At 54.2% G+C, this 14,987-nt stretch carries 10 protein-coding genes, 1 tRNA gene and 1 pseudogene; 8 read left to right on the forward strand and 4 right to left on the reverse strand.

All coding sequences use genetic code 11. From position 1 onward, the window contains the following. The first annotated feature begins 129 nt into the window (after nucleotides 1–129). Complete coding sequence (locus tag QFZ34_RS16270) at nucleotides 130–1,575, forward strand: helix-turn-helix domain-containing protein (protein ID WP_307282876.1); 1,446 nt, start codon at nucleotides 130–132, stop codon at nucleotides 1,573–1,575. Here QFZ34_RS16270 and QFZ34_RS16275 read toward each other — a convergent pair whose 3' ends face one another. Continuing rightward, nucleotides 1,576–2,445, reverse strand: a complete 870-nt coding sequence (locus QFZ34_RS16275; protein ID WP_115051247.1) for a LysR family transcriptional regulator — start codon at nucleotides 2,443–2,445, stop codon at nucleotides 1,576–1,578. Nucleotides 2,446–2,934: 489 nt separating this feature from the next. Here QFZ34_RS16275 and QFZ34_RS16280 point away from each other — a divergent pair. The 4 genes and pseudogenes from QFZ34_RS16280 to QFZ34_RS16295 all read left to right on the forward strand — a co-directional run bounded on the left by QFZ34_RS16280 (nucleotide 2,935) and on the right by QFZ34_RS16295 (nucleotide 6,982). Continuing rightward, a pseudogene (locus QFZ34_RS16280) lies at nucleotides 2,935–4,024 on the forward strand (polyamine ABC transporter substrate-binding protein). 67 nt (nucleotides 4,025–4,091) lie between these two features. Continuing rightward, on the forward strand, nucleotides 4,092–5,237 hold the full coding sequence (locus tag QFZ34_RS16285; protein ID WP_115055258.1) for an ABC transporter ATP-binding protein: 1,146 nt from the start codon (nucleotides 4,092–4,094) through the stop codon (nucleotides 5,235–5,237). A gap of 13 nt (nucleotides 5,238–5,250) precedes the next feature. Continuing rightward, nucleotides 5,251–6,162, forward strand: a complete 912-nt coding sequence (locus tag QFZ34_RS16290) for an ABC transporter permease subunit (protein ID WP_307282883.1) — start codon at nucleotides 5,251–5,253, stop codon at nucleotides 6,160–6,162. 1 nt (nucleotide 6,163) lies between these two features. Next, nucleotides 6,164–6,982, forward strand: coding sequence for an ABC transporter permease subunit (locus QFZ34_RS16295; RefSeq protein ID WP_115055256.1), 819 nt, complete (start codon nucleotides 6,164–6,166; stop codon nucleotides 6,980–6,982). Between the two features lie 82 nt (nucleotides 6,983–7,064). On the opposite strand, the gene QFZ34_RS16300 is transcribed toward QFZ34_RS16295, so the two are convergent. Next, entirely contained in the window at nucleotides 7,065–8,957 is a 1,893-nt protein-coding gene (locus tag QFZ34_RS16300; protein WP_307282886.1) for an AsmA family protein, read from the reverse strand. Nucleotides 8,958–9,258: 301 nt separating this feature from the next. Between QFZ34_RS16300 and QFZ34_RS16305 the strand changes: the two genes are divergently transcribed. Beyond that, nucleotides 9,259–9,615 carry a hypothetical protein gene (locus tag QFZ34_RS16305; protein WP_115055254.1) on the forward strand — a complete coding sequence of 119 codons (357 nt, stop codon included), beginning with the start codon at nucleotides 9,259–9,261 and terminating at the stop codon, nucleotides 9,613–9,615. Between the two features lie 58 nt (nucleotides 9,616–9,673). Here the strand turns inward: QFZ34_RS16305 and QFZ34_RS16310 are convergent, their stop codons facing one another. Then, nucleotides 9,674–12,748, reverse strand: coding sequence for a sensor histidine kinase (locus QFZ34_RS16310; protein ID WP_307282892.1), 3,075 nt, complete (start codon nucleotides 12,746–12,748; stop codon nucleotides 9,674–9,676). 294 nt (nucleotides 12,749–13,042) lie between these two features. On the opposite strand from QFZ34_RS16310, the gene QFZ34_RS16315 reads away from it, so the two are divergent. After that, nucleotides 13,043–13,498, forward strand: a complete 456-nt coding sequence (locus QFZ34_RS16315) for a phasin (RefSeq protein WP_115055277.1) — start codon at nucleotides 13,043–13,045, stop codon at nucleotides 13,496–13,498. Between the two features lie 282 nt (nucleotides 13,499–13,780). Further along, nucleotides 13,781–13,857, forward strand: a tRNA-His gene (locus QFZ34_RS16320). Nucleotides 13,858–13,871: 14 nt separating this feature from the next. Here QFZ34_RS16320 and QFZ34_RS16325 read toward each other — a convergent pair. Continuing rightward, entirely contained in the window at nucleotides 13,872–14,951 is a 1,080-nt protein-coding gene (locus QFZ34_RS16325; protein WP_307282895.1) for an AbrB family transcriptional regulator, read from the reverse strand. Nucleotides 14,952–14,987: the final 36 nt, after the last annotated feature.

A 14,987-nucleotide genomic window follows, 5' to 3' on the forward strand; every position in this document is an offset into this window, starting at 1 on the left:
CATTTTATGCCGATATATCGAGTTATCTTGTAATGGGATTTACAGATCGCGATTGTAAATCTGTAAATGTTGTAATAGGCTGCAAAGAGCGCTTTAATGTAAATATTGTCACAGAATGCGGGAGTTGTGATGGCTGAGGGGAAAATCTTCGCAGGTCCGCGCATCAGGCGCATCCGCAATGAGCAAGGTTTAACGCAGACCTCCATGGCCGAGGCGCTCGGCATTTCGCCTTCCTATCTCAATCTGATCGAGCGCAATCAACGTCCGCTCACCGTGCAGCTCCTGCTCAAGCTATCCTCCACCTATAAGATCGAGCTGGATACGCTGCAGCTTGAAACCGGCTCGTCCATGGCGTCGCTGAAAGAGGTATTTTCTGATCCGCTGTTGAATGGAGAACTGCCGGGTGATCAGGAACTGATCGAGATTTCCAACGCTGCGCCCAATGCTGCCACCGGCATGATCAAGCTCTACCGCGCTTATCGCGAACAGCAAGAGCGCCTGTCGGATCTTTCGGCGCTTCTGGCCAAGGACGGGCAGGCGCCATCGCTTTCCGGCACGCGCCTGCCGCTCAATGAAGTGCGCGAGGTGATGGAGCGCCGCGCCAATTATTTCCCGCGCATTGAAGGAGAGGTAGATAGCTTCCTCAGTCTGATAAAGCCCGGGGATGATCTTTCAGGAGCGCTGAAGGCGTGGCTGAAAAGCGAATATGGCACCACAGTTCGCATCCTGCCGGTCGCGACCATGCCCAACTGGCGCCGCCGTTATGATCGTCACTCGCAGCGCCTGTTTCTGTCAGAGCGCCTGTCGCCTTTCGACCAATTGCGTGAACTGGCCATGGAGGCGGCGCTGATCCGCATGCAGGTGGTCATTGCCGCCGAAATTCAGGATCTCAAATTCTCATCCGACGAAGCCCGCCGTATCGCCCGCTTTGAATTTGGCCGCTACGCCGCCCATGCGCTGATGATGCCCTATCAGGCGTTCCAGACCGCCGCTGCCCGCGCCAGATATGACATTGATGTGCTGCGCTCTCGTTTCTCCGTTTCCTTCGAACAAGCGGCAAACCGGCTCACCACGCTTGCCGCACCTGGTAACAGCATTCCCTTTTTCATGCTCGAAGTCGATCATGCGGGAAACCGTTTCCGCAGGGCGGGCGCGCAGGGTTTTCCACAATCGCGCTTTGGCGGCGACTGTCCCAAACTTGCCATTCATTCGGCCTTTGCGCAGCCCGGTCAAATATTGGTTGAGGCGGTGGAAATGCCGGATGGTGCAGAGTTTTTGACCATCGCGCGCACGCTCGAAGGTCCGCAAGGCGCTTTCAATGAGCGTCCGCGTCGTACTGCACTTCTGCTGGGATGTGACATCAGCTTTGCCGATGAGACAGTCTATGGTAGCGCGCTGGGAAATCGCAGCATTAGTGCCGCGCCTCTTGGCAAGTTTGTTGGTCTCACGCCTGTCGGGCCCGCCTGCCGCCTGTGCGAGCGCTCGGCCTGCCTTTCCCGTGCCGAGCCACCGGTTACACGCCCGCTCGGCCTTGATGAAATGGTCACAGGGTTGAGCGCGTTTGATTTTCAGTAATCATCCTCTCGGCCTTTGGCCACGAAACAGCGGCTGCTGTTTTTCGATCAGTTGCGCAAGCCGCTCGACCAAGGTGCGGATTTCCGGGCGCCGCCTGTCATCATCATGCATCACCAGCCATTGTCGGTGATAAAGCGGCTTGATCTCCTCGCCGGCCCGCACCAGCGAAGGGTCGGTATCGCCGACAAAGCACGGCAGCACTCCCCGTCCAGCTCCGCTACGCAGAAGATCATGCAGCATGCGCGGATTATTTGCCCAGATCGTCACCCATAGGTCTGTCTGAGCAAGCAGCCAGCGCGCAGAAGGTGCGACCGCGTCATCAGCCCCGATCCCCACCCAATTGCAGTCACGCACCATGTTGAAATGGCTGGCGCAGTAGGGTGCATAGGCAACATCGCCAATCGGTCGCGCCGCCAGATTGCTGCTTTCCGGAAAGCTGTTGCGAATGCCGATTTCCGCTTCGCGATGCGCCAGATCAAGACGGATTTCCGCCGTCTTGAAACAAAGACGGAATGGGTCGTCAGGCGTCCATAGCTGCGCCAGATTGACCGCCATGAAATGCGACATCCAGCTGCCAGCTGAAATACGCACCGTCGGAAGCTCATTGACGCCTTCATTCCAGGCGCCGATAGACCGGGCGGCTTCGTTCATCGCCAGAACATGTGTGAGCAGCGCTTGTCCGTCCTTGGTCAGCGAATATCCGGTCTGCCGCCGTATGAAAAAGTTGCGCCCCATCTGGCGCTCCAAAGCCAATAGCCGCCGTCCTATTGTCGCCGGGCTTGCACCGGTTTTTTCCGATGCGCCGGTTAAGCCACCCTCGCGCGCAACATGCAAGAAAAGTTTCAGGTCATCCCAATTCTCGTTTTTCATTTTTGAAAAACCTGTTTCATCGTTGCTCGTAGAAAACAGCCATTAATCTGCCCATTCTTCTCTCATGTGCAAACGGTTTTTTACTGGAGATAAATATGAGTGGCGATTTTTACCTGTTGTGGGGCACGGCCCATCAGCTAATAAGCCGGAATCAAAGGTGCCGGATGTCGGAGGATGAGTTTTATGAAAAGTACGGTGGACCACCAAGCCGGCTTTCCCTGTTGCTCAATCGCTTTTTTACATTGATACGTTCTGTGTTTTTCCGGGGCAAAGGTGTGTAACACCACGGAGTTTGATGCAAAAAAATTCATGCCCAAACAACTTTCTGCATAAGACCTGCGCGATCCCAGTTGACGAAGTCATCGCAATCTAAAAAGGTAGGGGAAACTTACCTGTGCGGTGCACCTTCGCGGATGCACAAAGATACAGTAAAGCGTCGATCTGGGAACGAGCGGCATTGTAGAAGGTGCTGGCAGTATGGAGAAAATAATGGGTATCAAAACAATATTGTTAACCGCAACGCTTGCGCTGGGGCTGACCACATCCGTGTGGGCGCAGGAACGCGTCGTTAATGTCTACAACTGGTCAGACTATATTGACCCGGACCACTCTTGAAGATTTTACCAAGGAAACAGGGATCAAGGTCGTCTATGACACCTTCGACTCCAACGAAATTCTGGAAACCAAGCTTCTGGCAGGCGGAACCGGCTATGATGTTGTTGTTCCGACAGCCTCCTTTCTCCAGCGCCAGATTGCTGCCGGGGTATTTCAGAAGCTCGACAAGTCAAAGCTGCCAAACCTCTCCAATATGTGGGACGTCATCTCCGAGCGCGTCCAGAAATACGATCCCGGCAATGAATATGCGGTTGACTGGATGTGGGGAACCACGGGCCTCGGTTATAACGTAGCCAAAGCCAAGGAAATCCTGGGCAATGATGAGCCGCCGACATGGGATGCATTGTTCAAGCCGGAACTGGCCGCCAAGTTCAAGGATTGCGGCATTCATGTTCTCGACTCGGCAACCGATGTCCTGCCATCCGTTCTTGCCTATCTTGGTCTTGATCCTGACAGCAAGAACCCGGACGACCTGGCAAAGGCCGGCGAGTTGCTGGAAAAGACCCGCCCCAATATCCGCAAGTTCCATTCGTCAGAATATATTAACGGACTGGCCAACGGCGATATTTGCCTTGCGCTCGGCTATTCGGGCGATATTTTCCAGGCCCGCGACCGCGCAGCGGAAGCAAAGGCCGGTGTTGAAGTCGGCTATTCCATTCCAGGTGCTGCGCAAATGTGGTTCGACGTGCTGGCCATTCCTGCCGATGCGCCGCATGTGGCCGAAGCACACGAGCTCATCAATTATCTGATGCGTCCGGATGTAGCCGCCAAGGCTTCCAACGTGGTCTTCTATGCCAATGGCAACAAGGCCTCGCAGGAATTCGTCAGCAAGGAAATCATGGATGATCCGGCGATTTATCCAACGCCTGAAGTTCTGTCGAAACTGTTTACCGTCACACCCTATGATACCAAAATTCAGCGTGTGGTGACGCGCCTGTGGACCAAAGTCGTCACAGGCCAATAATCAACAAAGACCCCGGCAGCCATTGCCGGGGTCTTTTAACAAAAGCGACAGAATATCGGGGCATATTATGAAGTCATTGGGAAGTTTTCGCCGCAAATTTGCACCCTGGAATGATCCGGAAGCAAAGCCCTTCATCGCTGTCGAGAACGTTACCAAGAGATTCGGCGATTTCACCGCGGTCGACGATCTTTCCCTGAATATCTACAATCGTGAGTTCTTTGCGCTGCTCGGCGCGTCGGGTTGCGGCAAGTCAACGCTGCTGCGCATGCTGGCTGGCTTTGAAACACCGACATCGGGCCGTATTTTGATTGATGGCCAGGATATGAGCGGCATTCCGCCGTATAAGCGTCCGGTCAATATGATGTTCCAGTCCTATGCGCTGTTTCCGCATATGACAGTCGAGGGCAATATCGCCTTTGGCCTCAAGCAGGATGGCATGCCCAAAAACGAGATCGAAGCCCGCGTTGCCGAGATGCTCAAACTGGTCAAGCTCGAACAATTTGCCAAGCGCAAGCCGCACCAGCTTTCTGGCGGGCAGCGCCAGCGCGTTGCCTTGGCGCGTTGTGTCGCCAAGCGGCCAAAGGTTTTGCTTCTGGATGAGCCTCTGGGCGCACTCGACAAGAAGCTGCGCGAGGAAACCCAGTTCGAACTCATGGACCTGCAGATGAAGCTTGGTCTGACATTCGTCGTGGTAACGCATGATCAGGAAGAGGCAATGACCATGTCAGATCGCATCGCGGTCATGGACAAGGGCAAGGTCAAGCAAGTGGCGACCCCTGCAGAAGTTTACGAAGCACCTAATTCGAAATTTGTCGCAGACTTTATCGGCAATGTGAATATGTTCGAGGGTACGGCGGCGGCGGTCGAAAAGGGCAAGATCGATATTGACGTTGCGACCGATAAAATGACGATCCGAACGGAGGCGACGCGCGACTGTTCTGTCGGGCAAACGGTCGGTTTCGCAATCCGGCCGGAGAAAATCAGAATCAGCCGTAAGGAGCCTGCAAACTCCTCAGTTAACACCGCTTATGGCGAGCTTTACGACATTGCCTATTTCGGTGACATGACAGTTTTCCATGTGCGGCTTGAAAATGGCCGTATCATCAAGGCGGCAAGCCTGAATGCAGTGCGTACGGTGGAAGACCCGCTTGGATATGAGGATATGGTCTGGGTCAATTTCGATACCGATGCCGGTATTCTTTTAACCGCGTGAGGAGGGCTATCCGATGCAAAAATTGATAGCATCCGTCACAAGCCGGTTGGTCATCAGCGTCCCTTATCTGTGGCTGCTCGTCTTCTTTCTTGTTCCATTCCTCATCGTATTCAAGATTTCCCTGTCCGAAGTGGCGATGGCCATTCCGCCCTATACGCCCGTGCTTGATATTACGGCGGGTATCAGGTCTGTCTTCAACAGCATATCGCAGTTCTCCTGGGATAATTATATCTGGCTGGTCGAGGATCCGCTTTACTATAAGGCCTATATTTCCAGCCTGCTCATAGCGGCGGTTTCAACCCTTCTGACACTCATCATAGGCTATCCAATCGCCTATGGCATGGCGCGCGCGCCTGCAAGCGTTCGCCCGACTCTGCTTATGCTTGTCATTCTTCCATTCTGGACCAGTTTTCTTATTCGCGTTTATGCGTGGATAGGCATTTTGAAGCCCGAAGGATTGCTCAATCAGTTTCTGATGTGGGCCAATGTCATCGATACCCCGCTGAATATTCTCAACACCAATACGGCGATTTTCATCGGTATCGTCTATTCTTATCTGCCGTTCCTCGTCCTGCCGATTTATTCGGCTTTGGAAAAGATGGATTATTCGTTGGTTGAAGCTGCCGAAGATCTTGGATGCCCGCCGCTCATGGCGTTCTGGAAGATCACATTTCCACTCTCAATGCCCGGTGTCATTGCCGGTTGCTTCCTTGTTTTCATTCCGGCTACCGGCGAGTTTGTCATTCCTGATCTCTTGGGCGGCTCGTCTACGCTGATGATCGGCAAGACATTGTGGAGCGAATTCTTCTCAAACCGCGATTGGCCTGTCTCGTCGGCGGTTGCGGTTGTCCTGCTTTTGCTGCTGGTCGTGCCCATTGTGCTGTTCCAGCGGTCCGAAGCCAAAGCCCAGGAAAGCGGGAAATAAAATGAACACAACCTGGTCCCGCTTTAACATTGCTTCGCTGGTTTTGGGCTTTGCCTTTCTTTATCTGCCCATCGTTCTGCTGGTGATCTATTCGTTCAACGAGTCCCGTCTCGTCACCGTTTGGGCCGGTTTCTCGACCAAATGGTATGTATCGCTTTTCCACAACCAAGCCTTTATCGATGCGGCTTGGGTTACCATCCGTGTCGGCCTGATTTCGGCGACCTTTGCTACCATTCTTGGCACGCTCGGTGCGTTGGCGATGACCCGCTACACGCGCTTTCGGGGGCGCATGCTCTTTTCCGCGATGATCTATGCGCCGCTGGTCATGCCTGAAGTCATCACAGGTCTGTCACTGCTGTTGCTCTTTGTCGCCATCGGTCTCGACAGGGGCATTTTGACAGTCACGCTCGCGCATATCACTTTTTCCATGTGCTTCGTGGCCGTGGTGGTTCAGTCGCGCCTTGTCACCTTTGATCGTTCGCTGGAAGAAGCGGCGATGGACCTTGGCGCAACGCCCGTCACGACGTTCTTCAAGGTGACATTGCCCGTTATCCTTCCTGCTGTCGTCTCTGGCTGGATGCTTGCTTTCACCCTCTCGCTTGATGATCTGGTTATTTCCAGCTTCACTTCTGGACCAGGGGCAACCACCTTGCCGATGCGCATTTATTCGCAGGTGCGTCTTGGCGTGACACCGGAGATCAATGCTGCCTGCACGATCCTTATCGCCATTGTTGCTGTGGGAGTAATCATCGCTTCGATTGCCAATAAGCGCCGTGAGGTCAACCGCGCCCGCGATGAACAGGCCGCCGCACGGAATTGATGCAGGAAATGCTGTTGTTTGCAGCGTAAGTAAACAGCAAAAAAGCGCGAACCTTTCTCTCTCCACCAGAGGGATAGGCGAATTATTGTGAAATGATTGGCGAGATGAATGGATTGTCCCACGAGCCGCCGATGAAGAACCGCGTATGATTGAACATAGGTTCCGGCTTTGGCGCATCAGCCGGCGCGCCTTCCGCAGGCGCGGGCGTAGCGATCGGTGCTGCGAAGTCACCGGTGAGTGCCAGGCTCTTGCTCACAAGCGTTACAATGCCTGCAAAGGTAAAGGTGCCAAGCTTGTTCTGGATCTGCGCCGTTTCGAGCGCCGCGACTCCGTCCATGATATTTGCCTTAAGCTCCAGCCTGTCGAGACTAAGCCATGCATCGGTCTTTTCGTTCAGGCTGAAAAATCGATCTGTCTTTGCTTTGCTAAGCAAGCGATTGAGATCGAGACTACGGATTTGACCATTGCCGAAGCGCATGGATAGCGTGCCCTTGGCGCTGCTCAAGGCTGTGGACCAGCGTGTTATCGGCCCCTTCAGCACCAGTGACACGGTGCCCTTGCCAAGCTCAAAGCGATTTCCAAGTCCGAGCAGCGAGGCAATGGAAGCGCTGTTTACATCGGTTCCATTCAAGCGCAACTCCCCGGTTGTCCCGGCTTCAGGTTCGTCGGCAAGTTGGAAGCTTCCGGCAACCGAGCCGTCAAAAGCAGTGGCATCGCCAATGTCAAATATGGCGCGGCCATTCCGCACTTGTGCAGTCGCCGCCACCTTTGTCAGGCTGACATTGCCCGCCGTTGCCTTTTGCGCCGAAACCCGCAGATCAAGATTGAGCTGTTTAAGAAAGGCCGTGTTTATCTCAGCGTCGGAATTGGCTGAGCCATCCGGCAGCGGCATGATGCCGGAGAAAACCGAGCGAAGGTCCAACGTCTCGAATGCCAGCGTTCCATTGATACCAAGCGGAGTGCCCGTTGCCGCGTTATTCAGCGTGATTTCGATCACACCCTTTGCCGGATTGTCGTTCAGCGTGGCCGTCAGATTATCCAGTTTCACACGGGAAGAGGAGCCGGTAACGGAAGCATCAAGCGTAAAGCTGCCAATGGGCGCCGTCGGGATTTCCGCCATTCGGGACCATTCGAGCGTGCGTCGCAGCGATGGTGAGGTGAGGGATAGTGTCCCTTCAAAAAAACGGTCCTTGGCAATATTGGCGGAGCCATTGAAAGAAAGGGTCAATGGCGTCGAACTCAGATTGATCTGCATCGGGCTTGACCCGCCCGCCAGAAGCAGCAGCGCCTTGCTGGCAGAGCTGTCGATTTCAGTCTCTTCGCCATGCCAGATTGCTTTGCCCTGAAAGCTGGCAATGCCAGATGTCTGCGGCCAGTCAAAAACACCGCTTATGCTTGAAATCTGTTCTTCAGCGCCGTTGATAGGCCTTTTGAACGTGACCATTGCATCTTCCAGCCGTACACGCCCGAATGGCTGCGACGACACTGTGCTCATATCCGGCTTGGCAGGGTTCGCCACGATAGCGGCCTTTGCCTCGCGCACGACATCGCCGATGCGCCCATCGCTCCTGGCAAGCGCTTCACCAATATCTGCAAGGCTTTTAATTGGCTCATCGAGGACAAACCGTGGCCTGATGATTTTGGTCTCGGTGAATTCGGTTTTTCCCATCAATGCCGAGAGCAGGGAAAGATCAACCTCGATCCGCTCTGCCTGCATGAAGGGTTGGCCTTCCGTAGCCCATGGGTTGCGGATGGTCACATTGCCCATTGACGCGGTGAATGTTGGAAAGAAGGAAATGTGAGGCTCTTGACTTGCTTCGACGCTGTAGCCAGTCCAGTTGCTGATTTCCTGAGCCAAACGCTCGCGAATGAGATCCGTGCTGACAAGGCTGGGCAAGGCAACGAGTATCCCACCGGCGATAAATGCCAATAGCAGGATTGTCGCCAAAAGGTTTCTCGGTCTCAGCCAGAACATGAGTATTCCGATTTACAGCCAGTGAGCCAAAGCTCATGGTGCTATTGCACTATCTATCAACGGTTTAGCCATCATGGGCAGCAATTCAAGTCGATAAAGCGGCTTTGGCGCAATTTTATTGCCTAAGCTTCTGTTTAATCCCGTGCGCGCGCATTTTCAAATTGACAGGCGCGCGTCTGGTCGGAGAACGTAAGGACTGTAAGACCGTGATCTATTTAATTGCCGACGATCACGTCCTGAAGCTTATCGAGAATGCGATCGAGCAACATTAACCACCAAGTTTTTTTGAAAGGAATGAATTATGAGCAACTGCACTTTTCCGCATCACCACGATCATGATCACAAGCATGAGCCTAATTGCGGCCACACCGCCATTCGTCACGGCGATCATGTGGACTACCTTCACGATGGCCATTTGCATCACCCTCATGGCGACCATATTGATGAGCACGTGCTTGAGGTAAGCGCTAAAAATCCTGATCGCTGCACACCGGAACATCATTGCTCGGGGCATGATACTGACCATGTGCATGGTCCTGGCTGCGGCCACGAGGCTGTACCCCACGGGGATCATATTGATTATCTCGTGGATGGGCATTTGCATCATCCACATGGCGATCATTGCGATGATCATGGCCCCGTTGAAATCGTCGCCTGATCAATAAGGACCATACCCCTGCATATCAGCAGGGGTATCTTTATTCGAAGATGGAAGATTACTCGGCCAGCACCCGCGTTGAAGGGAACGTAATTTCGACCATCGTTCCGCGGCCCGGGCTGGAATCAATATTGAAACTCGCCCGGTTTGCTTCCGCCATCGCTTTGGTGAGCGGCAGACCGAGACCTGTTCCGTCGCTGCGAACATTCCCCGGTGTTGTAATCTGCTTGTAGGGGCGCAGAGCCTGCTCGACTTCCTGCCGGGTCATGCCGATGCCTGTATCGCGTACCCGCAGCAAAACATCGCCGCTGGCTTCATAGCTTGTCGAAACGATGACCTGCCCGCCGGGGCCGGTAAAACGCACGGCATTTGACAATAAATTCAGCGCGATCTGCGTGATGGAGCGGTTGTCCGCCACGATGTCCGGCAAGCGCGAGGTCAGGCTTGACCGAATAATGACGCGCTCGCGATTGGCTTGTGGCTGCATGATCGCGACAGCTTCCGTCAGGGCGTCGTTCAAGGAGACTGCCTCGAAATTCATCTCGACAGCGCCAGCCTCGATCTTGGAAATATCCAGAAGATCATTGACCAGCGAAAGCACGTGATTACCCGAGCGGCTGATATCGTGCAGATAGTCGCGGTAACGCTCGCTGCCGATGGGACCGAATTTTTCATCCGCCATCAATTCGGAAAAACCGATTATGGCGTTCAGCGGCGTGCGGATCTCATGGCTAATGCGAGCCAGAAATTCACTTTTCTGGGTGGACGTGCGTTCAGCCTCGCGCTTGGCGCTTAGCAGTTCTTCTTCCGCGCGTTTCCAGTGGGTTATGTCGCGCAGCACGACACAATATCCTTTGGAAGCGTCCAGCTTGCCGATTGTCATGAACAGCGGAATAAAACGCCCCTGACTTTCGCGGCCAATCACTTCACGCCCATCATTCAGCAGGCTGGCAACACCATTATTGGAAAGGCTGTTGAGATAATCCATCGCCGCTCTTTGGCTTTCGATAGCGAACAGGAGCGAGAATGCTTTGCCGTTGACCTCTTCTGGTTCATAGCCAAACAGCGCGGAAGCAGAGTGATTGATCGAGCGGATGGAACCTGCGGAGTCAAGCAGGATCACACCATCGGTAGCCGTATCGAGAATGGCGTTGAGCTCATCGATCCGTGTCTGCAGCAGCAGTCGTTCGCTTTCGTCGAAATGATTGGCCTTTGTTTGGGGCGACAAAGCCAGAAGCAGGGCGCGTGACCCATCGCCGTTTTCATCATTCCAGCGCACTGCCTGTAAATGTGCTTCAACACGGAGCGTCGAAGCGTCATTGCGGCGCAAATTCATGCCGCCTTCATCCTCGTCTTCGTCTTCAGGGCCGTCGGCGAAAAGGGTGCTTAATCCGCCAGCGGCATTGATTTCTTCCGCACTCTCATAAGCCGTCGCATCAAGCATGGCTTTGTTGGCATAAAGAATCTGGCCTTCACGATGGATCAAAACAGCAAGCGGCAAGGCTGCCAGAATCGATGTGTCGACGCCCTGGCGCACCTGCTCGCGAATGTCGCTGGCAAAACTCTTCGACGGCGCGTCAGCGGCAAATCCGGGTCCAACAATCTCGGCTTCAGGCACCTTGGCTTTCGCAGCAACAGGCTTCGTTTTTTCTTCCCGATCAGTAACGGCTTCCTCTGCGTTAACAGAAGCGGGCTCTGCAAGAACCTCCCGGCGCAGCCTCTCGGCAATCTCACGAAATGCATTGCGTTCTGCATCATTCAAGCGGCCATCATTCTGCAAGGGCCGCTGGGTTTTCAGCGCTACAACATTGCTGGGCTCTGATGATGCGGTGGCAAGAGCCGGCGGTTCGCCCCCAAATGAATCGGGCTCGCTGGCAGCTATCTGATCGACCGAAGTTTCCAGCCCGCTCGAGTCCAATGGCGTGTCGATGACGGTCAAGTCCTCAACGACCTCTGCCATTTTGGCTACACCAAAGCCGCGAAAACCCAAAAAGACCCGCTCACGCGAATAGATGGGCAATGCTGCAAGTTCAATTGGCACGCGCAGATTGGTGCCCTCGATTGGCCAAAGCACGGCCCGCCCTGACCATGTATCGCGCCGTTCAAGCAGCCCGGCTATTTCGCCATCCGCATCAAAACCATATTGGGCGGCCACGTCGCGAAAAGATTTGCCGATAATATCGGCTGAAACCGGCCCGACTGCTGCCGCAAATTCCGGCGAAATCTCGCTGAAATTGGCCTGCGCATCCACTTTCCAGACAAAACGGGCGGATGTGTCACTGGGTCTATATTGAAACGTCTCGAAAACTGGTTCGCTCTCGCTTGGCCTCACTGCCGCCTGTTTATCTTCGGCAGTTATGGCAGGCGTAATCGGTTCGAATGACAGACTTGCCTGCGGCATGTCCTTCACTTCGGCATCTGGAACAGGTGCAGCGGGGATTACATTCTCGGCAGGCGCCACCAGCCCAACATTCTCAGGTTCGATAGCCAGCAGTAAATGCAGGGCAGGGCTATCAGTCAGCCGGGCTATACCTGTCGGCACAATACCCTTTATCGTCGTGACAGCGCGCTTCACCAGCCGATTACGCTCATGGCGGACTTCGCGCACCAGGTCGCCAAGGCTCTTGTCATTAAAGCCAAGCGCTGAGAATTGTTGCGATGCTGCGATGACAGCGCCTGATCCATCGACCATGGCGGCATGGGTTGTTTCGTCACCAAAGCCTTTTATCGCCAGAGCTGCGATCTGCTCCTCGGAACTCACGCGGTCATTATTGGCGATTGAAAGCACGATAGCCTGTTCGCCGCGCGGCAGAATAATATCGCTGGCCTGAAAGGTTAGAATGCGGCTGGTCAGCCCGAATGCAATGCGAAGCGAGACGCTGCGCCCATGCCCGATGGAAGGAAAGCCGTCCAGCGCCTTCAGCTGCCGCTGTGCCTGAACGCCCAGCACCGTGCCAGCAGTCAATATATCATCAACTGTCGCATAGCCGAGCATGGAGGCGCCTTGGCCATTGGCCCAGATGACATTTGCAAGATCGGGTGAAATGACCACAAGCGCATCGCCATTGGCAAAGTGCTCGCGAATTTCATCGAGAACGGCAATGTCGATGAACGGGTATGTTCCAGACGCCATTATTGTTTAGCAGCTCCGTAGCGGACCACCGCATCCATGCGACGTCCTTAATACTTTATTAATAATAGCCACAACGGCGCGCGTCCACTGGCTGCCTCTTATCTGCCAGCTCTTTCTGTTGGTTTAGTTAACTTCGATCAGCGCCTTTTAATGGTCCCCAGAATAATTTCCTTGGAAAATCAACGGGAAATGGTGCGCTGCAAGAAAAATGTTGCAATGCACAATAAATGTATTATATTCGGCCTATCAAATCACTTGCAGAGACAAACATCTGCACCAAGGAAGGGCTTTATTATGAGCAAGACTGCTAAACAGACTGCCGACGCATTTGCAATGCCTGCCTTCGACGCTACCGCTGTAACCGATCAGGTTCGCGAATTCACTGAAAAGGGTGTTGCCCAGTCCAAGGAAGCCTATGCCAAGATCAAGGATCAGGCTGAAGCTGCACAGAAGACTCTTGAAACAACTTTCGAAACTGCCCAGTCCAATGGCACGGCTCTTTCGTTGAAGGCGCTTGCTGCCCTGCGCACCAACACAGAAGCTGGCTTTGCACATATCGAAGCTCTGTTCGGCGTAAAGTCGTTCGGCGAAGTTATCGAACTGCAGACTGCATTTGTTCGCAAGCAGGCTGAAGCAATCTCCGGCCAGGCCAAAGAGCTTCAGGCCGTTGCTTCCAAGGCAGTTGAAGAAATCTCCGCACCGGTCAAGTCGGCTGTAGAGAAGGCAATCAAGGACGTAAAGGTAGCCTGATAAGGCACCTGCGGATCGCAATTTTTGCCTGCAAAGGCGTTAGGCGATCCAGATATTCTCCAGCGGCATTCCTCCTCCCAGCCGCCGGAGACGCGAGAACCGGCATCTCCTCCCAGCCATTCTCGCATTTATGGAAAAGGCCGGGTCCTCCCCCCGGCCTTTTTTCTTTTCTGGAGGTAGCTTGGCGTTTTTTTGGGAATGTCCCTGCCTTTTGTTGCATCAAGCGCTTGCAAAAAGCATCAATTCTCCGTATGTGACGCCAAGTCAAAAACTTGACGGTGTGCGGTCGTAGCTCAGTTGGTTAGAGCGCAGGATTGTGGCTCCTGAGGTCGGTGGTTCGAATCCACCCGTCCGTACCATTTTTCCCACATTATCAAAGATCATTCCTGCCGGTCAGCCCCGTGCGCTTTGCTATGAAGCGGGCGATGGCTGGGCCCGTTACAAGCACGATGAGAAAACGCGCTGTTTGCATGGCCATGACGAATGGCAAATCCACATCGCTTGAGGCGGCAATAATAGCGATGGAATCGGCACCGCCCGGGCTGGTGGCAAGATAGGCTGTTAGCGGGTCAATATCGGCGAAATAAACCAGCAAGGCTGCAATGCCGCCGCATATGGTGATGAGTGTAAGGATGGATGCAACCACGCGGGGCAGGGCGCGCGCTGCATGAACGAGGATCGGCCGCGTAAAGCGTGAGCCGATGTTCCAGCCGATCAGCGCATAGCTGGCTGCAAGCATCCAGGGCGGCAGTACGATGGTCATCAGGCCGGTATTGTGAAGAATAATGCCGAGAATCATCGGCACCAGCATTGGTCCAGCCGGGATACGCAACCTGACCGCGAGCCAACTTCCTCCTATGATCAGAATCAAGGTCTGGCCAAAGCCTAGCCAGTCCAGTGGTGGGAACCAGATGAATTCAGGTGCTGCGGCGACCGGACCTGTTATCCACATGCGGGAAACGAGCGAGGCGATCACTGCTACGAAAACAACGCGCAGATATTGCATGAAGGCGACGAGGCGGATATCCGCGCCATAGGCTTCGGCCATCAGGGTCATCGCGGCAGCTGCACCCGGCGACGAACCCCAGACTGCCGTCGTACCTGGCAGTACCTGCCAACGTGCGAGAAACCAGCCGAGCGTGTTGCTGGCAAAAATTACAGATGCAATGACCATCAGGAAAATCGGCCAGTCATGCACCATTTCTTTCAGCGTCGAGGGTTCGATACTATGGGCAATAAGACAACCGATTACACCTTGAGATAGGATGAAAGGACGTACCGGAACACGAATGGCGCCTTCAGCCGCCGCAATCGCAATCGCCGCTGCCATGGGACCAAGAAGCAGCGCTGCGGGGAGGCGCATGGCCTGAAAAATTACAAAAAAGAGCAGGGATAGGGCAAGCAGAGCCAGCCATTGCAACCCTGGCGAGCGGCTGCTCAAATTCATGCGCATTGTCTGTGAGTCCTAGCCTGTTTTGAAATTGCAGAA

Source organism: Phyllobacterium ifriqiyense (assembly GCF_030817885.1).
In the GTDB taxonomy this organism is placed as follows: Bacteria; Pseudomonadota; Alphaproteobacteria; order Rhizobiales; family Rhizobiaceae; genus Phyllobacterium; species Phyllobacterium ifriqiyense.

Bases quoted from the DNA above. Each gene is read 5' to 3' on its own strand.
- QFZ34_RS16290 (WP_307282883.1), top strand. From the start codon at position 5,251: ATGCAAAAATTGATAGCATCCGTCACAAGCCGGTTGGTCATCAGCGTC.
- QFZ34_RS16300 (WP_307282886.1), bottom strand. From the start codon at position 8,957: ATGTTCTGGCTGAGACCGAGAAACCTTTTGGCGACAATCCTGCTATTG.
- QFZ34_RS16305 (WP_115055254.1), top strand. From the start codon at position 9,259: ATGAGCAACTGCACTTTTCCGCATCACCACGATCATGATCACAAGCAT.
- QFZ34_RS16310 (WP_307282892.1), bottom strand. From the start codon at position 12,748: ATGGCGTCTGGAACATACCCGTTCATCGACATTGCCGTTCTCGATGAA.
- QFZ34_RS16325 (WP_307282895.1), bottom strand. From the start codon at position 14,951: ATGCGCATGAATTTGAGCAGCCGCTCGCCAGGGTTGCAATGGCTGGCT.
- QFZ34_RS16270 (WP_307282876.1), top strand. From the start codon at position 130: ATGGCTGAGGGGAAAATCTTCGCAGGTCCGCGCATCAGGCGCATCCGC.
- QFZ34_RS16275 (WP_115051247.1), bottom strand. From the start codon at position 2,445: ATGAAAAACGAGAATTGGGATGACCTGAAACTTTTCTTGCATGTTGCG.
- QFZ34_RS16295 (WP_115055256.1), top strand. From the start codon at position 6,164: ATGAACACAACCTGGTCCCGCTTTAACATTGCTTCGCTGGTTTTGGGC.
- QFZ34_RS16285 (WP_115055258.1), top strand. From the start codon at position 4,092: ATGAAGTCATTGGGAAGTTTTCGCCGCAAATTTGCACCCTGGAATGAT.
- QFZ34_RS16315 (WP_115055277.1), top strand. From the start codon at position 13,043: ATGAGCAAGACTGCTAAACAGACTGCCGACGCATTTGCAATGCCTGCC.